This is a genomic window from Enterobacter cloacae complex sp. IR5441 (assembly GCF_049238215.1).
GTDB lineage: Bacteria > Pseudomonadota > Gammaproteobacteria > Enterobacterales > Enterobacteriaceae > Enterobacter > Enterobacter hormaechei_C.
Genome location: NZ_JBMKIA010000012.1, coordinates 94,075 through 113,672 on the forward strand (window position 1 = coordinate 94,075; position 19,598 = coordinate 113,672).

At 60.3% G+C, this 19,598-nt stretch carries 15 protein-coding genes and 1 pseudogene; 5 read left to right on the forward strand and 11 right to left on the reverse strand.

Annotated elements, in window-relative coordinates; translation table 11 throughout:
* Positions 1–78: 78 nt before the first annotated feature.
* The 3 genes from entF to fes are packed head-to-tail and all read right to left on the reverse strand — an operon-like array spanning position 79 to position 5,355.
* The gene (gene entF, locus ACOTX5_RS14855) at positions 79–3,936 is read right to left on the reverse strand and encodes an enterobactin non-ribosomal peptide synthetase EntF (RefSeq protein WP_063438919.1); all 3,858 of its coding nucleotides are present in this window, start codon (positions 3,934–3,936) and stop codon (positions 79–81) included.
* Positions 3,933–4,145, reverse strand: a complete 213-nt coding sequence (locus tag ACOTX5_RS14860; protein ID WP_015571182.1) for an MbtH family protein — start codon at positions 4,143–4,145, stop codon at positions 3,933–3,935. Before ACOTX5_RS14860 ends, entF begins: the two co-directional genes overlap by 4 nt.
* A gap of 10 nt (positions 4,146–4,155) precedes the next feature.
* Positions 4,156–5,355, reverse strand: coding sequence for an enterochelin esterase (gene fes, locus ACOTX5_RS14865; RefSeq protein ID WP_063438918.1), 1,200 nt, complete (start codon positions 5,353–5,355; stop codon positions 4,156–4,158).
* 146 nt (positions 5,356–5,501) lie between these two features.
* Here fes and ACOTX5_RS14870 point away from each other — a divergent pair, with 146 nt between their 5' ends.
* Positions 5,502–7,751, forward strand: coding sequence for a TonB-dependent siderophore receptor (locus ACOTX5_RS14870; protein WP_017382520.1), 2,250 nt, complete (start codon positions 5,502–5,504; stop codon positions 7,749–7,751).
* Between the two features lie 82 nt (positions 7,752–7,833).
* Positions 7,834–8,523: an enterobactin synthase subunit EntD gene (gene entD / locus ACOTX5_RS14875; protein WP_039271382.1), complete on the forward strand. Its 690-nt coding sequence runs from the start codon at positions 7,834–7,836 to the stop codon at positions 8,521–8,523.
* On the opposite strand, the gene ACOTX5_RS14880 is transcribed toward entD, so the two are convergent.
* From ACOTX5_RS14880 to betT, 7 genes and pseudogenes are all read right to left on the reverse strand, one after another.
* Complete coding sequence (locus ACOTX5_RS14880) at positions 8,459–9,298, reverse strand: metal ABC transporter permease (protein ID WP_045910670.1); 840 nt, start codon at positions 9,296–9,298, stop codon at positions 8,459–8,461. The genes entD and ACOTX5_RS14880 overlap by 65 nt on opposite strands.
* Positions 9,292–10,143, reverse strand: a complete 852-nt coding sequence (sitC, locus tag ACOTX5_RS14885) for an iron/manganese ABC transporter permease subunit SitC (RefSeq protein WP_015571185.1) — start codon at positions 10,141–10,143, stop codon at positions 9,292–9,294. The genes ACOTX5_RS14880 and sitC overlap by 7 nt, the downstream gene beginning before the upstream one ends.
* On the reverse strand, positions 10,140–10,946 hold the full coding sequence (gene sitB, locus ACOTX5_RS14890) for an iron/manganese ABC transporter ATP-binding protein SitB (protein ID WP_017382524.1): 807 nt from the start codon (positions 10,944–10,946) through the stop codon (positions 10,140–10,142). Before sitB ends, sitC begins: the two co-directional genes overlap by 4 nt.
* 2 nt (positions 10,947–10,948) lie before the next feature.
* Positions 10,949–11,860, reverse strand: a complete 912-nt coding sequence (locus ACOTX5_RS14895; protein WP_045910671.1) for a metal ABC transporter substrate-binding protein — start codon at positions 11,858–11,860, stop codon at positions 10,949–10,951.
* Between the two features lie 203 nt (positions 11,861–12,063).
* Entirely contained in the window at positions 12,064–12,348 is a 285-nt protein-coding gene (nadS, locus tag ACOTX5_RS14900; protein ID WP_032670406.1) for a NadS family protein, read from the reverse strand.
* A gap of 65 nt (positions 12,349–12,413) precedes the next feature.
* Positions 12,414–12,737 (reverse strand): annotated as a pseudogene (locus tag ACOTX5_RS14905) (type II toxin-antitoxin system RelE/ParE family toxin); the annotation flags it as partial.
* Between the two features lie 139 nt (positions 12,738–12,876).
* Positions 12,877–14,910: a choline BCCT transporter BetT gene (betT, locus tag ACOTX5_RS14910; protein ID WP_045344553.1), complete on the reverse strand. Its 2,034-nt coding sequence runs from the start codon at positions 14,908–14,910 to the stop codon at positions 12,877–12,879.
* A 128-nt stretch (positions 14,911–15,038) separates the two neighbouring features.
* Between betT and betI the strand changes: the two genes are divergently transcribed.
* Genes betI through betA form a run of 3 tightly spaced genes read left to right on the forward strand, consistent with a single transcriptional unit; the run spans position 15,039 to position 18,790 of the window.
* Positions 15,039–15,626 carry a transcriptional regulator BetI gene (gene betI, locus ACOTX5_RS14915; protein WP_017382531.1) on the forward strand — a complete coding sequence of 196 codons (588 nt, stop codon included), beginning with the start codon at positions 15,039–15,041 and terminating at the stop codon, positions 15,624–15,626.
* Positions 15,627–15,639: 13 nt separating this feature from the next.
* Positions 15,640–17,112 carry a betaine-aldehyde dehydrogenase gene (gene betB, locus ACOTX5_RS14920; protein WP_045910672.1) on the forward strand — a complete coding sequence of 491 codons (1,473 nt, stop codon included), beginning with the start codon at positions 15,640–15,642 and terminating at the stop codon, positions 17,110–17,112.
* Positions 17,113–17,125: 13 nt separating this feature from the next.
* Positions 17,126–18,790 (forward strand): choline dehydrogenase, encoded by a 1,665-nt coding sequence (gene betA / locus ACOTX5_RS14925; protein ID WP_023296081.1) that lies wholly within the window; start codon positions 17,126–17,128, stop codon positions 18,788–18,790.
* A gap of 93 nt (positions 18,791–18,883) precedes the next feature.
* On the opposite strand, the gene ACOTX5_RS14930 is transcribed toward betA, so the two are convergent.
* A complete protein-coding gene (locus ACOTX5_RS14930) occupies positions 18,884–19,582 on the reverse strand; it encodes a GNAT family N-acetyltransferase (protein ID WP_032103078.1) in 699 nt (232 codons plus the stop codon).
* Positions 19,583–19,598 lie beyond the last annotated feature (16 nt).

The window sequence follows — 19,598 nt, forward strand, 5'->3', positions numbered from 1 at the left end:
CGGGTGGCGGCTACGCCTTACCCGGCCTACATTTCGCTCCCGTAGGCCCGGTAAGCGCAGCGCCACCGGGCATTTGCACTATCCAAAAATTTCCTTCAGTACCGGCCCAATCTTTTCAAACGCCTGCGGTGAAATGATATCCACGTGGGCGCAGTCCTGGCTGTACACCTCCAGCTCATCCACCCACGGCGCCCACGCGGCCTGCGGATCCAGGGTTCGCGTTCGCTCGGCGACAAACAGCGTCGCTTTACCGTCAAACCGCGCGCTGTGCGCCGTGGTGAGCAGCCGCACCGCGTCCGCATAGTTGCCTTCAATGGCGTTAAACAACTCGCTGGAGCCCTGCCCCTGCTGGGCAGCGATAAACGCCTGGCGTTCGCGCTCAATTTCCGCCAGCACCTCCGGATCGAGGCCGTTGGCCTCTTTCTCCGCCCAGTTCTGGGTTTCCGGCGGCCAGGTATCCAGCAGGCCGAGGAACGCTACGTCTTCACCCTGCTCGCGCAGACGCGCCGCAATGCCCTGCGCCAGCGTGCCGCCGAGGGAATAGCCGAACAGATAATACGGCCCCTGTGGCTGTTGCTTACGCAACGTGTTCAGATGATGTTCGATCACCGCATCGAGATCCGCACACTGCTGCATCGGCCCCTCAGGCCGGGGAGACTGAATGCCGACGATTGACCAGCGCGGGCTGAGGTAGCGCGCCAGGACGCTAAACTGCCAGGCAAAGCCGGACGCCGGATGGAAGCAAAACAGCGTGGGGCCGTTGCTTTCACGCAGCGGGAGAACGGTTTCATACCCCAGACGCTGCGCCTGCTCGTCGCTCATCTGCGAGTCCAGCAGGGCGCTAAGCTTGCTCACCGTCGAGGCGACCATAATCTGCCCCGGCGTGACCTTGCGGCTGAACGCACGGCTGAGCTGAGCCGCGAGGCGCATCGCCAGCAGCGAGTGGCCGCCGAGGGCAAAGAAATCGGCTTCGATATCGTTCACCGCGCAGCCCAGCAGGGCAGAAAACGCCTGCGCCACGGCGACTTCGGTTTGCGTCTCGGGCGCGCGACCGGAAGTTTTGCTGGTCAGCTCCGGCAGCGGCAGCGCCTTGCGATCCAGCTTGCCGTTGGCGCTTAACGGCAGCGCGCTGATTTGCAGCAGCACCACCGGCACCATATGCGGTGGCAGCTGGGCTTTAAGTGATGCAAGCAGCGCGTCGCGATCCAGCGGTAAGCCGGATTCAGAGACAACGTATCCCACCAGCTGGCGGGCATCGCCGCCCGTGGCAGCCGCCTGGTTGAACACGCAGGCGTGCGCCACCGCCTGGGCCACATCCGGCAACGCGAGCATCGCCCGGTCGATTTCGCCCAGCTCGATGCGCTGGCCGCGGATTTTCAGCTGATCGTCGCTGCGGCCCAGATATTCCACCGCGCCGTTGTCCAGCCAGCGGGCAACGTCCCCGGTGCGGTACATTCGCTCGCCGGGGGCAAAAGGATCGGCGATAAAGCGGCTGGCGGTAAGGTCGGGGCGTCCCAGGTACCCCTGCGCCAGCTGAATGCCGGTGAGATACAGATCCCCCGCCACGCCGAACGGCACCGGGCGCATCATCGCGTCCAGAATGCGCAGCCCCGTATTCCACACCGGGAAGCCGATCGGCACGCTGTTGCCTTCCACCGCCGCCAGCTCGGGGCCGTACGCCGGATACCAGCTGACATCCACCGCCGCTTCGGTCGGGCCATAGAGGTTGTGCAGCGGCGCATGGGTGAGCTGTTCCCACTCGCGACACAGCGCAGTCGGCAACGCCTCGCCGCTACAGAACACCTGCTTCAGCGTCCTGCAACAGTCGACGTTTTCCGGCGTCAGCGAGGCGACGAACGCCGCCAGCATCGACGGCACGAAGTGGGTGGTGGTCACGCCGTACTGCGCAAAGAAACTCTGCATTGCCTGCGGATCGCGGTGCGCGTCCGGCTCGGCCATCACCAGCTTCGCCCCGGCGATAAACGGCCACCAGAACTCCCACACCGATACGTCAAAGCTGCACGGCGTTTTCTGCGCCACCACGTCATGCGCCGCCAGTGGATAATGATCCTGCATCCACTTCAGGCGGTTAACGATGGCGGTATGGCCGACCATCACCCCTTTTGGACGCCCCGTCGAACCGGAGGTAAAGATGATGTACGCGGTCTGCTCCGGCTTCGCCAGGCGCAGAGGTTCAGCATCGGTGGCCGGTAATAGTGTGTTGTAACTAAAGGTGGCGATCGGCAGATTGTTAAAGCGCGGAAGCTGCTCGTCGGTGGTAATGAGCAGCGACGGCTTCGCGTCCTCCAGCATCATCCGCAGACGGTCATCCGGGTAACCGGTATCCAGCGGCAGCCAGGCGGCGCCAGCTTCAACAATCCCGTGCAGCGCCAGGGTCAGGAACACCGAGCGCGGAAGCGCCACCGCCACGCTGTCGCCCGGCTTCACGCCGCGCGCGCGCAGCAGGTTTGCCAGCGCGACCACCTGCTCGCGCATCTGGCGGTAGTTCAGTTCAGTATGGGCATCCGCCAGCGCGGGGGCGTCCGGCGTTTTGCTCGCCTGCTCCGCCACAAGATCCGCCAGCGTGGTGGACGGCAGCGCCAGCCCGGTATCGTTGATGCGCGCCAGCCGGGCGTATTCCTGCTCTGATACGGTTTCCACGTCGCCACAGCGCAGGTCCGGATTGGCGGCAAACTGCGTCAGCATTGCGTTCAGGCGCGCCGCGTGTCCCTTCAGCGTCGCCTCGTCGTAACGCTGCCTGTTGGCGAGGATCTCAATACTCAGTCCGCCCTGCTCGTCCGGGAACAGCGCCAGCTCCAGATCGTTCACCGGACCGGTCGCCAGCGTGTGGGTAATGGCCTCCACGGCGTCGATATCCAGCTGATAATCGAACACCTTGACGTTCAGCACCGGACCAAACAGGGCTTCATCGCCTGCGGCACGCCCGCTGTCGCGCACGATCTGCTCGGCGTCGTAACGCTGATGGCGGCGCATCTTTTTCAGCTGGTTCGCCAGGCGCAGCGCCAGCGTCGGCAGGCTCTCCTGTGGGTTAATATTCACCGCCAGCGGCAGGACATTGAGCACAGGCCCGGTCGCGGTCAGCGCGGCGGAGCCCATGCGGCGCATAAAGATAAACCCGGCAGCGTAGTCCAGCCGTCCGGTCAGGTGGCCCAGCCACAGCGCCACCAGCGCAAGCGCCAGATCGGTACGCTGCGCCTGGCCTGCCATCTGTGCAAGCTGACTGAACGCATGGCTGTCCATCGCAATTTTCAGGCGCAGGATATCGGTAGTGGCGGCGCGTCCCGGCAGCGGCGCGGAAGAGAGCGAGACCGGAGAAGGAAGCTGTTTGCGTTGTTCGGCCCAGAAAGCACCGTCGCGCTGATACGCCTCGCTGTCGCGATAGCGCTGATACTCCTCCACCACCTCGGCGAACGGGGTAAACGGCGAGGCCGGCGTGGATTCACCTTTCTGCCACGCAGCGTAAATGGCGGTGATCTGACGGGTAATAGCAGGGAAGCTGAAGCCATCTACCACCAGATGATGATACCGCTGATACCAGTACCAGTGGCTTTCTCCCACCTGGATCAGCTGGTGAAACGCCAGCGGCTGACCGCTGTCGACGCGCAGGTTCTGGTTGAGATCGGCCTCCATCAGCGCCACGGCGGCGTCGTGGGAGTCAACGCGCACGATGGACGGCTCCGGCAGGAGCATGGCCTCATCGATCCACTGCCACACCTCACCGTTATCTTCGGCAAAACGCATCCGCAGGGTGTCGGCCTGCATCATGCCTTCAGCGATGGCTTTTGCCAGCAATGGCGCATCGATAGCGCCTTTCAGCTCGGTGTAGTGCGCGACGCTCCAGGCGTTTGGCAGGGAGGAAAGCTGCTCTGCCATCCAGATCCCCGGCTGGGCGGCGACAAGAGGGAGACGGTTCATGCGCGCTCCCCCGCAAAACATGACGGCTCAAGCGTCTGCCACTGTTCCGCCAGCCACTGCTGGCACGCCTCCTGAGATTGCGGTTCGCAGACCACGCGCCAGCCCGCGGGCAACTCGCACTGCTGCGGCCACAGGCTGTACTGCCCCTGGTCATTTTGCAAAATGGCGAACTGTCCCTGCGGATTATCGAAAGGATTGCTGAATTCCATACAGACTCCGTTATTGAATAAGCGGCTGCCAGAGGGTCATCAGCCCCTGCGTCAGCCCACCGCGCCAGCAAAGCGCATCGTGTCCGCCGTCAACCTGACGCCAGAAAACCGGTTGCTGAGTGTGTAGTTCGGCGAGGATCGCCTGGTTTGCGCGCAAAATAAGCGACTCGTTGCGCCCGGCCTCAAGGACGATGCGCAGCCCGCGAGCGGTTTTGTCACCCGCTTTGAGTTGTTCGATGAGCAGCCCGTCCTGCTGCGCGCCGCGGTGCGGCCACCAGTAGGATCCGGACTGGCTGAGGATGCAGCCAAAACGCTGCGGCCAGTTGAGGCCCGCATAGAGGGAAGAGAGCCCGCCGAAGCTCTGACCCGCCACCATGGTATGGTCGGCGCGGTCGCTGAACGGGGCCATGCTTTTCACCTGCGGGAGAAGTTCGTCCTGCACCGCCAGCCAGAAATCAGGGTTACACGGCAGCTCGCGGCTGCGGTGTGCGGTGTCAATCACGTCGATTAAGACATAGACCGCAGGCGGCAGTTTGCCTTCATGGGTGAGCGACGCCAGCGCAGGCCAGACGGGCATGCTTTCGGCCCAGAACTGCCCGTCGAGCAGCACCGCCAGCGGGCGCTCGGGGCTTTCATCCCCGGTGGTAAAAACCCACACGCGGCGACGGTTCTTCAGACGCGCGCTGTGCCACTCAATGCAGACAGGCTTTTTGTAAGGGGTATCGGGATGGTTCCAGCCGGGCTGTACGGGCGCCTCCGGCATCTCCAGCGCCGAGACGGCGTGCCCGCGCCCGCCGCGCCAGCTCTGGGCATTCAGCGGGTCGGACACCGCGTGCGGCAATAGTTTGCGCCAGCCTTCGCGCAGCGCCATGCGGTCCGGCTGATCGCCTTCAAACACTGCGCTGGCAAAATCGTTTTCATTGTCGGAGGGGATAAAACAGTAGCTGCCGCGCCATTCCGGGCTGAACTCGCCCTGCCACTGCCAGACGTCGGTATCCGGGATACGTTCAAGGGACTGCGGACGGGCATTTTGATGGTGATCGGTCACACCGGTGACGTAGAGCCAGACGCGTTTAACCGTCGACGTTTTCTGCGTTCCCGCCGGGTCCCGCCACCAGAATGTCACGCGATAGTTTTCCTGATGACGTTCCCGTTCCGGCCCGTCTTTCGCCTGCCACCACGCTTCACTTCCGGTTGTTAACGCCGTCACCCTTATAACCCCATGTTTAACAGTCTTTTTTGTTTCAGAGCAAATTTTATTGATAATATTATTGATAACTATTTGCATTTGCAATAGCGTAATGCCCGCGCTGTGGGAAGCGCGCTCATTAAATAACCATAAAAGCGGGACGTACAATGAATAAGAAGATTCACTCTCTGGCCTTGCTGGTCAATTTAGGGATTTATGGTGTCGCGCTGCCCGTCATGGCAGACGACAACACCGCCTCCGCGCAGCATGAAGACACCATGGTGATCACCGCCGCCGAGCAGAATTTGCAGGCGCCGGGCGTGTCGACCATCACCGCCGACGAGATCCGCAAAAACCCGCCCGCGCGCGACGTGGCGGAAATCATCCGCACCATGCCGGGCGTTAACCTGACCGGCAACTCCACCAGCGGCCAGCGCGGGAATAACCGTCAGATTGACATTCGCGGCATGGGCCCGGAAAACACCTTGATCCTGATCGACGGCAAGCCGGTCACCAGCCGCAACTCCATCCGTCTGGGCTGGCGCGGCGAGCGTGATACCCGCGGCGATACCGGCTGGGTCCCGCCGGAGATGATCGAGCGCATCGAAGTGATCCGTGGCCCGGCTGCTGCCCGCTACGGTAACGGTGCGGCGGGCGGCGTGGTGAACATCATCACCAAAAAATTTGACGACCAGTGGCACGGCTCCTGGAACACCTACCTGAATGCGCCAGAGCATAAAGACGAAGGTTCCACCAAACGCACTAACTTCAGCCTGAGCGGCCCGCTGGGCGGGGATTTCAGCTTCCGCATGTACGGTAACCTGGATAAAACCCAGGCCGACGCCTGGGACATTAACCAGGGCCATCAGTCTGACCGTACCGGCGCATATGCCGACACGCTGCCGGCAGGCCGTGAAGGGGTCGAGAATAAAGACATCAACGGCGTGGTGCGCTGGGACTTTGCGCCTATGCAGTCCCTGGAGTTTGAGGCGGGATACAGCCGCCAGAACAACCTTTACGCGGGCGATACCCAGAATACCAACAACGACAACAGCTCAAGCGGGCTGGTGAAGAAGAACTACGGTAAAGAGACTAACCGTATCTATCGTCAGAACTTCGCGGTGACCTGGAACGGCGGCTGGGATAACGGCATTACCACCAGCAACTGGGCGCAGTACGAGCACACCCGCAACTCGCGTCTGGGCGAAGGGCTAGCGGGCGGTCTGGAAGGCCTGTTCAACAGCAATAAATTCACCGATACCGACCTGGCCGACGTGATGCTGCACAGCGAAATCAACCTGCCGATTGATTTCATTGTGAACCAGAACCTGACGCTCGGCACCGAGTGGAACCAGCAGCGCATGAAGGACTCGACCTCCTTCACGCAAACCCAGCAGGGCGGCACCATTCCGGGCATGAGCGAAGACCGTAGCCCGTACACTTCAGCGGAGATCTTCTCCCTGTTTGCCGAAAACAACATGGAGCTGACCGACAGCACCATGCTGACCCCTGCCCTGCGCTTCGACCACCACACCATTGTGGGTAATAACTGGAGCCCGTCCCTGAACCTGTCGCAGGGTCTGGGGGATGACTTCACCCTGAAGATGGGCATCGCGCGCGCCTATAAAGCGCCAAGCCTGTACCAGACCAACCCGAACTATCTGCTGTACAGTAAAGGCCAGGGCTGCTACGCAAGTTCCGACGGCGTGGGCTGCTACATGATGGGTAACGACGATCTGAAAGCGGAAACCAGCATCAACAAAGAGATTGGCCTGGAGTGGAAACGCGACGGCTGGCTGGCGGGCGTGACCTGGTTCCGCAACGACTACCGCAACAAGATTGAAGCGGGCTATGCGCCGATTGGCCAGACGTCCACCGGCAAAGTCACCACCGATATCTACCAGTGGGAAAACGTGCCGAAGGCGGTAGTAGAAGGTCTGGAAGGCTCCCTGAACGTACCGGTCAGCGATACCATCAACTGGACCAATAACATCACCTACATGCTGCAAAGCAAGAACAAGGAGACCGGCGATCGTCTGTCGATCATTCCTGAGTACACGCTGAACTCAACCCTGAGCTGGCAGGTGCATCAGGACGTATCGCTCCAGTCGACCTTCACCTGGTACGGCAAGCAGCAGCCGAAGAAGTACAACTACAAAGGTCAGCCGGTGACCGGGTCTGAAAAAGACGAAGTCAGCCCGTACAGCATCGTTGGCCTGAGCGCGACCTGGGACGTGACCAAAAACGTCAGCCTGACCGGCGGCGTGGACAACGTCTTCGACAAGCGCCAGTGGCGCGCCGGTAACGCCCAGACCACGGGTAATACCACGACGGGTGCGTATATGTACGGTGCGGGCGCGTATACGTATAATGAACCGGGCCGTACCTGGTATATGAGCGTGAATACGAGGTTCTGATAAAGGCAGTGACTTCCCCCTCTCCCCATGGGAGAGGGCCGGGGTGAGGGCATCAGGCCGCACAATACTGAAGGGAAAAACCATGCACACCACCCACAGCACATTTTCTCTCGCCGGCCACACCCTCCACCGCATCACTTTCGACCCCGCCACCTTTACCGACGCCGATCTCCTCTGGCTCCCCCATCACGCGCAGCTTGCTGACGCCGGACGCAAACGCAAGGCCGACCACCTGGCAGGCCGCATCGCCGCCGCGCACGCCTTACCTGACCACACCATGCCCGCCATTGGCCCCAGCGGGGAACCGCTCTGGCCGCAAGGTATTTCCGGCAGCATCACCCACAGCGGCACGCAGGCGATAGCCGTCGTCACGCAATACCCGGCGCTTATCGGCATCGATTGTGAAACGATCCTCTTCGAAAACGAAGCCAGGGAAATCAAAGACGGCATTATTGATACGCAGGAAGAACCTGTGCTTTCCCGCCAGGGATACCCGTTCGCCCTCGCCCTGACGCTGGTCTTCAGCGCCAAAGAGAGCCTGTTTAAGGCCCTCTTTCCGCAGGTACAGGCCTGGATGGGTTTTGACTGCGCCCGCGTTACTAAGCTCGACGACAAGACGCTCACGCTGGCGTTGACCCGTCAACTGGCAGGCTTTGAAGAAGGCACCGCCTTCCGCCTGCACTGGCAGCAGCACGGCGAACAGGTCATCACCCTGCTGTCACACGCTCCTGGCGACGAGCCTTCACGCTGGTCACCACAAACGTCACGATAAACACCATCGCGAACAGGACCACAATGGTCGGCGCAGGCGCGCTGTCGAGATAAAACGAGGCATAAACGCCGCTTACCGACACCAGCGCTGAAACGGCGACCGCCACCAGCAGCGCCATGTGAAAGCGTCGGGTAATCAGCACCGCCACGGCGCCGGGCGCAATTAGCAGGGAAATCGACAGAATGATCCCCACCGCTTTCAGCGTCGCGACGATGGTCAGCGAAACCATGCACAGTAAGCCGTAGTGCAGCCAGCGGGTGCGCAGGCCACTCGCCTGCGCCTGCTGATAGTCAAAGCAAAACAGCAGAAAATCGCGCCACTTCAGGCCAATCACCAGCGCAATCAGCCCCGCGACGAGACCGCTTTGCAGAATGTCCATCACGTTAATACCCAGCATATCGCCGAACAGAATGTGGTCGAGATGCACCTCGGGTTTGACGGCGATATAGAGGATCAGCCCGGCGCCGAACATGCCGGAAAAGACGATCCCCATGACCGTATCCTGTTTGATGCGACTGTTATCCTTCAGATATCCGGTGGCGACCGCGCAGAAAAGACCGGCCACGAACGCGCCCAGCGCCAGCGGCAGGCCCATCATCCAGGCCAGCACGACGCCGGGAAACACCGCGTGGCTCATGGCGTCGCCCATCAGCGCCCAGCCTTTCAGCACCAGAAAAACCGACAGCAGCGCGCAGGGCACGGCCACCATGAGTGAAATCAGCAGCGCGTTGATCATAAACGCAAACTGGAACGGTTCGAGAAGCAGCGTCAACATGGGTGTGCCTCCCGCGCCCGACGTCGGCTGGCAAGCAGTCCGTGCTTCGGCGCAAAGACGAACGCCAGCAGGAACAGCAGTGTCTGGGCCACGACGATAATGCCGCCGGTGGCGCCGTCCAGGTAATAGCTGGCCCACGCGCCGAGGAAGCTGGTGATGCTGCCAATGGCGACGGCAATCATCAGCAGGCGCGGGAAGCGGTCGGTCAGCAGCCACGCGGTCGCGCCGGGCGTGACCACCAGACAGATCACCAGAAATGCGCCGACGGTTTGCAGCGCCGCCACGGTAGAGACCGCCAGCAGCGTGAAGAAGAGAATTTTCAGGCGTTCAGGACGCAGGCCGATGGCGCGGGCGTGGTTCTCATCAAAAAAGGTCACCATCAGATCTTTCCATTTGAACAGCAGGATAACTATCGACACCACGCCGATAATCGCCAGCTGGACGATATCTTCCGGGGCGATAGCCAGAATATTGCCGAGGACGATGGTCTGAATGTTCACCGAGGTCGGGTTGAGCGAGACCATAAACAGCCCCAGCCCGAAAAACGAGGAGAAGATCAGCCCGATAATGGCGTCCTCCTTCAGGCGGCTGCGCTGGTTGAGAAACAGCATGCTGCCCGCCGCCAGCCCGCCCGATAAAAACGCCCCCAGCGAGAACGGCAGCCCGAGCATGTAGGCCCCCGCTACGCCCGGCACGATGGAGTGCGACAGCGCATCGCCGATCAGCGACCAGCCTTTGAGCATCAGATAGCAGGAGAGAAACGCGCACAGCCCGCCCACCATCGCCGAGACCCACATCGCGTTGAGCATGTACTCGTAGCCGAAGGGTTCGAGAAGCACGTTCATTTGGCCTCCTGACGGTGCGTGACGAAGGGGCGTTCGTCGTCGGTAATAATGCGATCTTCCGAGCCGCTGAGCACCACGTGGCGCAGCACTCCGCTAAAGGCGCGCTCGAGATTCTCGGCGGTAAAGGTGGTTTCCGTCGGGCCGCTCGCCAGCACGGTGCCTTTGACCATCACCGTGTAATCGCAGAATTCCGTGACCGAGCCCAGGTTATGGGTCGAGACCAGCATCGTTTTACCCTCGTCGCGCAGCTCCCGCAGCAGGCTGATGATCCTGGCTTCGGTTTTGACGTCCACGCCGGTAAACGGCTCGTCGAGCAGGATCACCTCGCCCTGCTGGGCAATCGCCCGCGCCAGAAACACGCGCTTCTTCTGCCCGCCGGACAGCTCGCCAATCTGCCGATGGCGCAGCTCGAGCATATCTACACGCTTCAGGGCGTCGGTGACGATCTGCTTATCGCATTCTTTGGGACGACGCAGAAACCCCATATGCCCGTAGCGGCCCATCATCACCACGTCCTCGACGAGCACCGGAAACGACCAGTCGACCTCTTCCGACTGCGGCACGTAGGCGACCAGGTTCTGACGCAGAGCCCGGTGAGGCGGCAGCCCCAGAATGGAGATAGTGCCGCTCGCCGCCCGCACAAACCCCATCACCGCCTTAAACAGCGTGGACTTGCCGGAACCGTTCACCCCCACCAGGGCGGCAATCGATCCGCCCGGCACGCTGAACGATGCGTCGCGCAGCGCCGTGTGGCCGTTGCGGTAGGTCACGGTCACGTCGGTTACAACAATCCCCTCGTGCATGGTTACTCCTTCATGCCGTCACGGATGCCCTGCACCAGCGTGCGGGTGGTGACGTTCAGCAGATCGATATAGGTCGGCACCGGGCCGTTTTCCGCGCTCAGAGAGTCGACGTACAGCACGCCGCCGTAGTGGGTGTCGGTTTCCCGCGCCACCTGACGGGCGGGCTTATCCGAGACCGTGCTTTCGCTGAACACCGCCGGAATGTGATGTTTTTTCACCAGATCGATAACCTTGCGCACCTGCTGGGGCGTGCCCTGCTGGTCGGCGTTGATCGGCCACAGGTAAAGCTCTTTCATCCCCAGATCCCGCGCCAGATAGGAGAAGGCACCTTCGCTGGTTACCATCCAGCGTTTGTCTTCAGGTATCTCCGCGACCTGCTTGCGCAGTGGTTCGAGAGTGGCGGTGATCGTCTGCTTGTAGGCTTCCGCATTGCGCTGGTAGGTCTGTGCGTTGGCCGGATCGTACTTCACCAGCGCGTCGCGGATGTTATCGACGTAAATCAGGGCGTTGTCCGGCGACATCCACGCGTGCGGATTGGGCTTGCCGTTATAGGGCCCTTCGCTGATGCCCATCGGGGTGATGCCTTTGGTGACAATCACCTCCGGCACGCCGTTCAGATGCTGATAAAAGCGCTGGAACCACAGCTCCAGATTCATGCCGTTCGCCAGGATCAGCTGTGCCTTCTGCGCGCGTTTGATATCGCCCGGGGTGGGCTGGTATTCGTGAATTTCCGCGCCCGGTTTGGTGATGGAGGTGACCTCAGCGGCATCCCCCGCCACGTTTTTCGCCATATCAGCGATAACGGTAAAAGTGGTGATGACCTGGAACTTTTCAGCCGCCAGCGCGCCGGTCGTGGTCGCAGTCATGAGCAGCGCGCCGAGCAACAGACGCTTCAATCCTTGCCGTGGATGCATCGCAGAAGTCTCCTGAGGTGATTAAATTCAAAGCAAAATTAGCCTGTGCTATAAGGTATAGCACAGGCTATGTTTAAATGAAAATAATTATCATTAAAGTTGTGTCAATGAAGGGCGTGCCTGATGACGCTTCGCTTATCAGGCCTACGGTAAAGCAGATTTGTAGGCCGGGTAAGCGCAGCGCCACCCGGCAAGAGGGCTGCCTACTGCCCGGCAAGGGCCTTATAAAATGCAGGATTCTCCCGAATCACGTTAAGTACCTTCGCCGCCAGCCCGGTTGGGTTGCGACGTTTGGACTCCCAGCTTTTTATCGTGTCAACGCTCGTGCCAAGCGCCTTCGCCATTTCGCATTGGGTAATATTGAGCTGTTCTCTGATTGCGCGAACATCTGCAACTTCATAGCGGGTTACTCTGGAAGCTGTTTTCTTTCCGCTGTGGATCTCAACGGCTTCTTCAAGCGAAGATTTTAATTCATCAAATATACTCATTGTCTGCCTCCTCCTGCCTGAATAGGGTACATAGTACACCTACCATTTACGGCACAGGAAGCACTATTTTTCAGAACAGAAGTTAGTTTTTTAAGTTCAGCTTTCTCTGTCTCAGTCAGGCTGTCCCTGGTGCTTTTTAGATAGGCCATGATGAAATAGATCACCTCCTCCGTGGCCAAAAAGTAAATCACTCTGGCACCGCCTCTCTTTCCCTTTGAACCTGCCGCCATCCTTATTTTACGTAACCCACCCGTCTGTTGTATCAGGTCGCCTTTATCAGGCCAGGCAATGAGTTCCTTTTGCAGATCCTTTAATTCATCATCCGTAGCAATGCTTTTAATCTGCCGGGTAAAGAGTGATGTTTCGATAAACTCTATCGCGTGACTCATCCATAATTCCTTCCCTAATCGCAGCAAAAAGCCTGAATACATCAGGATCAGGCTCTTGCTACATTGTTACTCTTCCTTGAGTAATATTGCGCCAAAATACTGTATTTATATACAGGTCGGCAAAATTTTAAGAATCCATTTATACATCCGGAAACATCACGCTATTCCCCGGCGCTTCCCTGTGCAGATGGATAAAGTTCAGGTGCCGTTCATACTGGTCCAGAATGTCCGTGATCACCTGCTCCTTGCTGTAATCCATCAAATCATTCCCCTGGCTGCCTTCCAGCAGGAAGGTCTCCAGCCGGTAGTAGGTCGACTTCCCGCTGCGCGCCCGGTAGGTGAACCCGGGCACCGAATACTGCTGCGGCCAGATCTGATAGACAAAGTTCTGCTCGTCGCCCATGTGCACCAGCAGATCCAGGTGCCCCAGGGTTTCGCCCTCCTCCGGCGGCAGGTTTTTCAGCTCCACGTAGGCGCCACGCAGCTTCAGCTCCTGGGCCACCTCTTCCATGGCCGGGAAGCAGACCGTCTCCATCATCTGTTTGGTGTAGCGCGTGCCGGGGTAGTTCATCAGGCGCGAGAGACGTTTTTTCCAGCTCAGCCTGTCCTGCGCGCCCAGCGGACGCGGGGCGGTGTCGCGGCTGGCGCTGACGCGGCGGTAGTCTTCCACCTTAAGCGATTTATACAGCCCGGCCATCACGAAGAAGATCACGAAGCTGAACGGCAGGCCCATGATCACCGTGGTGTTCTGCAACGCCGAAATGCCGTTGGTCATCAGCATGCCGAGCGTCAGCAGGCCGATGGCGACGGACCAGAAGATGCGCAGCCAGTTCGGCGCGTCGCTGTTAATGTCCTTGAGCTTCGAGGTGAAGTTCCCCAGCACCAGCGCGCCGGAGTCCGCCGAGGTGACGTAGAACAGCAGGCCGGTAATGGTCGCTACGGACGCGCTAAAGGTAAACGCCGGATACTGCGCCAGCAGGCTGTAGAAGCCGCGCTCCGGGTGCGCCATCGCTTCCTGGGCAAAAGTCGCATTGCCGTGGATGATCTCGTGCAGCGCGCTGTTGCCGAAAATCGACAGCCACAGCAGGGTAAAGGTGAACGGGATGATCAGCGTGCCCATCACGAACTGACGGATGGTGCGCCCACGCGAAATACGCGCCAGGAACAGGCCGACAAACGGCGACCACGCCACCCACCACGCCCAGAAGAAGAGCGTCCAGTTGTTCATCCACTCTGTCGGACGGTCAAAGGCGAAGCTGTTCAGCGTCATGCCCATAAAGCGGTTCACGTAATCACCCACGTTCAGCACTAAGGCATTGAGCAAGAACGAGGTGTCGCCCATAAACAGCACGAACAGGATCAGCCCCAGCGCCAGCGCGACGTTCAGCTCGGAGAGCACGCGAATCCCTTTATCCACGCCGGAGGTCACCGAGATGGTGGCGATAATCACCGACAGCGCAATCAGCGCCGCCTTCGCCGCCATCGAATCCGGGATGTCAAACAGCACGCTCAGCCCGTAGTTAAGCTGCACTACGCCAATTCCGAGCGTTGTCGCGATACCAAAGATGGTGCCGATCACCGCCGCGATGTCTACCGTGTGCCCAATAGGGCCGTTGATCTTTTTGCCGAAAATCGGGTACAGCGCGGAGCGGATGGTAAGAGGCAAATTATAACGATAGCTAAAGTATCCAAGCGCCATGCCCATCAGAGCGTACATCGACCAGCCCGTCAGGCCGTAGTGGAACAGCGTCCAGACCATCGCCTGGCGCGCGGCCTCCATCGTCTGCCCTGCCCCTTCCGGCGGCTGCATATACTGCGTGACCGGTTCCGCCACGGAGAAAAACATCAGGTCGATGCCGATGCCCGCGGCAAACAGCATCGCGGCCCAGCTCAGCAGGCTGAATTCGGGCTTGGACTGCTCAGGCCCGAGCTTCACCGAACCGAAGCGCGAGCAGGCAATGCAGACCACGAAGACAATATAGAGCGTCGCCGCCAGCAGATAGTACCAGCCGAAGGTCTTCGACACCCAGTTCAGGGTGCGCCCAATCCACTCGGCAGAAAAATCACGAAAGAAAATGGTCGTCAGGGAAAACAACAAAATCAGCCCGGCGGACGTATAAAAAACGACCGGGTTGATTTTGTCTTTTTCTCTGTCCTGTGAAAGGTCTGTCATCCAGTATCCCCACTGTTTTTGTAACTATTGAAATCCAAATCCGCAACAATTAAGACACATTTTATATTGAACGTCCAATCAAAAACCGCTTTAATAGTTAACCAACGCTGATGAATGGAGTGGCAAAAATGCCCAAAGTGGGGATGCAGCCGATCCGGCGCAGGCAGCTAATCGATGCCACGCTGGAAGCAATTAATGAAGTGGGAATGCATGACGCAACCATCGCGCAAATCGCCCGTCGGGCGGGCGTATCCACGGGGATCATCAGCCACTATTTCAAAGATAAAAACGGTCTGCTGGAAGCGACCATGCGTGACATCACCGGTCAGCTGCGCGACGCGGTATTAAGCCGTTTACGCGCCCTGCCGGACGGCAGCGCAGAGCAGCGATTGCAGGCGATTGTCGGCGGCAATTTTGATGAAACCCAGATCAGCGGCGCGGCGATGAAGGCCTGGCTGGCCTTCTGGGCCAGCAGCATGCATCAGCCGATGCTCTACCGTTTGCAGCAGGTCAGCAGCCGCCGATTGCTCTCAAACCTGGTGTACGAGTTCCGCCGCGAGCTGCCGCGTGAACAGGCTGAAGAGGCGGGCTACGGGCTTGCCGCACTGATTGACGGGCTATGGCTGCGCGCTGCGCTCAGCGGCAAACCGCTGGATAAAACCCTGGCCCAGTCGCTCACCAGCCACTTTATCAGCCAGCATTTACCGACCGATTAACCGAGGAGAATTTATGTCCCGAATGGCAGAACAGCAGCTTTATATCAATGGTGGTTATACATCCGCCACCAGCGGTCGCACCTTCGAGACCATCAACCCGGCGAACGGTGAAGTTCTGGCAACCGTGCAGGCCGCCGGGCACGAAGACGTGGACCGCGCCGTGGAAAGCGCACAGCGCGGGCAGAAGATCTGGGCGGCGATGACCGCCATGGAGCGCTCGCGCATCCTGCGTCGCGCCGTCGATATCCTGCGCGAGCGCAACGACGAGCTGGCAACGCTGGAAACCCTCGACACCGGTAAAGCGTATTCCGAAACCTCGACCGTCGACATCGTTACCGGCGCGGACGTGCTGGAGTACTACGCGGGGCTGATCCCGGCGCTGGAAGGCAGCCAGATCCCGCTGCGCGACACCTCGTTCGTCTACACCCGCCGCGAGCCGCTGGGCGTGGTGGCGGGCATCGGCGCGTGGAACTACCCGATCCAGATCGCCCTGTGGAAATCGGCCCCGGCGCTGGCGGCGGGCAACGCGATGATCTTCAAGCCGAGCGAAGTGACTCCGCTTACCGCCCTGAAACTGGCGGAGATCTACACCGAAGCAGGCGTGCCGGACGGCGTGTTTAACGTCCTGCCGGGCGTGGGCGCAGAGACCGGCCAGTTCCTGACCGAGCATCCGGGCATCGCCAAAGTCTCCTTCACCGGTGGCGTGGCCAGCGGCAAAAAGGTGATGGCGAACTCGGCGGCCTCGTCCCTGAAAGAGGTGACGATGGAGCTGGGCGGTAAATCTCCGCTGATAGTGTTTGACGACGCGGATCTGGATCTCGCGGCAGATATCGCCATGATGGCGAACTTCTTCAGCTCCGGTCAGGTGTGCACCAACGGCACCCGCGTGTTCGTGCCCGCGAAGGTCAAAGCCGCGTTTGAGCAAAAAATCGTTGAGCGCGTGGGCCGCATCCGCGCGGGCGACCTGTTCGATGAAAACACCAACTTTGGCCCGATGGTCAGCTTCCCGCACCGCGAGAGCGTGCTGCGCTACATCGCCAGAGGCAAAGAGGAAGGCGCGCGCGTGCTGTGCGGCGGCGACGTGCTGAAGGGCGACGGCTTTGATAACGGCGCGTGGGTGGCCCCGACCGTGTTCACCGACTGCACCGACGAAATGACCATCGTGCGCGAAGAGATCTTCGGCCCGGTGATGTCCATTCTTACCTATGACACTGACGAAGAAGCCATTCGCCGCGCCAATGATACCGACTACGGTCTGGCGGCGGGCATCGTCACTGCCGATCTGAACCGCGCCCACGGCGCCATTCATCAGCTCGAAGCGGGCATCTGCTGGATCAACACCTGGGGCGAATCCGCCGCAGAGATGCCGGTCGGTGGCTACAAACACTCCGGCATTGGCCGTGAGAACGGCGTCATGACGCTTCAGAGTTACACCCAGGTGAAGTCCATCCAGGTTGAGATGGGTAAATTCCAGTCCATATTTTAACCGGGAGGTTTATTTGCAATTTGACTACATCATTATCGGGGCCGGCTCTGCCGGCAACGTACTGGCAACACGACTGACTGAAGATCCGAACACCACCGTCCTGCTGCTTGAGGCGGGCGGGCCGGACTACCGCTTTGACTTCCGCACCCAGATGCCTGCCGCGCTGGCCTTCCCGTTGCAGGGCAAGCGCTACAACTGGGCGTATGAAACCGAGCCTGAGCCTTTCATGAACAATCGCCGCATGGAGTGCGGACGGGGCAAAGGGCTGGGCGGCTCGTCGCTGATCAACGGCATGTGCTACGTGCGCGGTAACGCGATGGATCTGGACAACTGGGCGAAACAATCGGGTCTGGAGCACTGGAGCTACCTCAACTGCCTGCCCTACTACCGCAAGGCAGAGACCCGCGACGTGGGGCCGAACGACTACCACGGCGGCGACGGTCCGGTGAGCGTCACCACCTCTAAACCGGGCGTGAACCCGCTGTTTGAAGCGATGGTAGAGGCGGGCGTGCAGGCGGGCTACCCGCGCACCGACGATCTCAACGGCTATCAGCAGGAAGGCTTCGGCCCGATGGACCGCACGGTCACACCGCAGGGCCGACGCGCCAGCACCGCGCGCGGCTATCTGGACCAGGCCAAACCGCGCCCGAATCTGACCATCCGTACCCACGCCATGACCGATCACATTATCTTTGACGGCAAGCGCGCGGTGGGCGTCGAGTGGCTGGAAGGCGAAAGCACCATTCCGTCAAAAGCGACGGCGAAGAAAGAGGTGCTGCTGTGCGCGGGCGCCATCGCGTCTCCGCAGATCCTCCAGCGCTCCGGCGTGGGCAACGCTGAACTGCTGAAGCAGTTTGATATCCCGCTGGTACATGATTTACCCGGGGTGGGTGAAAACTTGCAGGATCACCTGGAGATGTACCTTCAGTATGAATGTAAGGAGCCGGTCTCCCTCTACCCTGCCCTGCAATGGTGGAACCAGCCGAAGATTGGCGCGGAGTGGCTGTTTGGCGGCACAGGCGTGGGCGCTAGCAACCACTTCGAAGCGGGCGGGTTTATCCGCAGCCGCGAGGAGTTCGAGTGGCCAAACATTCAGTATCACTTCCTGCCGGTGGCGATTAACTACAACGGCTCGAACGCGGTGAAAGAACATGGCTTCCAGTGCCACGTTGGTTCCATGCGCTCGCCGAGCCGCGGCCACGTGCGCATCAAGTCGCGCGATCCGCACCAGCATCCGGCGATCCTGTTCAACTACATGTCCCACGAGCAGGACTGGCAGGAGTTCCGCGACGCGATCCGCATCACCCGCGAGATCATGCACCAGCCTGCGCTGGACAAGTATCGCGGTCGTGAAATCAGCCCGGGCGTCGAATGCCAGACCGACGAACAGCTGGACGAGTTCGTGCGCAACCACGCCGAAACCGCCTTCCACCCGTGCGGTACCTGCAAGATGGGCTACGACGAAATGGCGGTGGTTGACGGCGAAGGCCGGGTTCACGGGCTGGAAGGGTTACGCGTAGTGGATGCGTCGATTATGCCGCAGATTATCACCGGCAACCTGAACGCCACCACCATCATGATTGGCGAAAAGATTGCCGACGCCATTCGCGGGCGCGAACCGCTGGCGAAGAGCACGGCGGCGTATTATGTGGCGGATGGGGCGCCGGTTCGCCGCTGAGTGCGAACTTCTCCCCTCACCCCGGCCCTCTCCCAGAGGGAGAGGGTGTCATCGTCCCCTCTCCCTCTGGGAGAGGGTTAGGGTGAGGGGAAATTATTGCCGAAATGCTTCAAGCCGCTTAACCTGCCGTCCTTCCCCGTCAAAATTCTCCGCCGCCAGCCAGGCGCGCAGCTCTGCATCGCGCTGCGGCCATTCGCCGTCAATAATCGAGAGCATATCGCTGTCGCGGTTGCGGCCTTTGCGCACCAGCTTCTGGCGCAGGCGCCCTTCCCAGACAAACCCCAGCCGCTCCGCCGCGTTGCGTGAGGCGATGTTCATCGAATCGCACTTCCACTCCAGCCGGCGATATTGATGCTCAAAGGCATTTTTCAGCAGCAGCCACACCGCTTCGGTACCCACGCGGGTGCCCTTCATTCTGCGCGACCAGGTGACGTGGCCGATCTCAACCGAGCCCTGAAAGCGTTCTATCGCCATATAGCTGACCAGCCCTACCGCCTTTTCGGTGCGCAGATCGATGACGGCAAAGGGCACCAGGTCGTCATCCAGCACCTTTCCCAGCACCCAGTGCGCAGTGGCCTCAACGCTCACAGGCTGGGTGCTGGCAAGCCACGTCCAGTCGCTGTCGTCACCCAGCGCATAGGCTTCAAACAAATCAGCCGAATGGCGGTCGGCATCCAGCGGCTCCAGGCGGCAATACTGTCCGGTGAGCAGGGTACGGGTTAACGCGCGGGCGCATTTCCAGTCCGGGACAATATCGTTAACGGTTTGACCATGTTGATTGATTTCGGGCACGGCGGTGACTCCCTGA

Excerpts from the sequence above, each read along its gene's own strand:
- nadS (WP_032670406.1), bottom strand. The coding sequence starts at position 12,348 with ATGAGTATATTTGATGAATTAAAATCTTCGCTTGAAGAAGCCGTTGAG.
- betI (WP_017382531.1), top strand. The coding sequence starts at position 15,039 with ATGCCCAAAGTGGGGATGCAGCCGATCCGGCGCAGGCAGCTAATCGAT.
- ACOTX5_RS14880 (WP_045910670.1), bottom strand. The coding sequence starts at position 9,298 with ATGTTGACGCTGCTTCTCGAACCGTTCCAGTTTGCGTTTATGATCAAC.
- entD (WP_039271382.1), top strand. The coding sequence starts at position 7,834 with ATGCACACCACCCACAGCACATTTTCTCTCGCCGGCCACACCCTCCAC.
- betT (WP_045344553.1), bottom strand. The coding sequence starts at position 14,910 with ATGACAGACCTTTCACAGGACAGAGAAAAAGACAAAATCAACCCGGTC.
- sitC (WP_015571185.1), bottom strand. The coding sequence starts at position 10,143 with ATGAACGTGCTTCTCGAACCCTTCGGCTACGAGTACATGCTCAACGCG.
- betB (WP_045910672.1), top strand. The coding sequence starts at position 15,640 with ATGTCCCGAATGGCAGAACAGCAGCTTTATATCAATGGTGGTTATACA.
- ACOTX5_RS14870 (WP_017382520.1), top strand. The coding sequence starts at position 5,502 with ATGAATAAGAAGATTCACTCTCTGGCCTTGCTGGTCAATTTAGGGATT.
- sitB (WP_017382524.1), bottom strand. The coding sequence starts at position 10,946 with ATGCACGAGGGGATTGTTGTAACCGACGTGACCGTGACCTACCGCAAC.
- ACOTX5_RS14860 (WP_015571182.1), bottom strand. The coding sequence starts at position 4,145 with ATGGAATTCAGCAATCCTTTCGATAATCCGCAGGGACAGTTCGCCATT.
- ACOTX5_RS14895 (WP_045910671.1), bottom strand. The coding sequence starts at position 11,860 with ATGCATCCACGGCAAGGATTGAAGCGTCTGTTGCTCGGCGCGCTGCTC.
- entF (WP_063438919.1), bottom strand. The coding sequence starts at position 3,936 with ATGAACCGTCTCCCTCTTGTCGCCGCCCAGCCGGGGATCTGGATGGCA.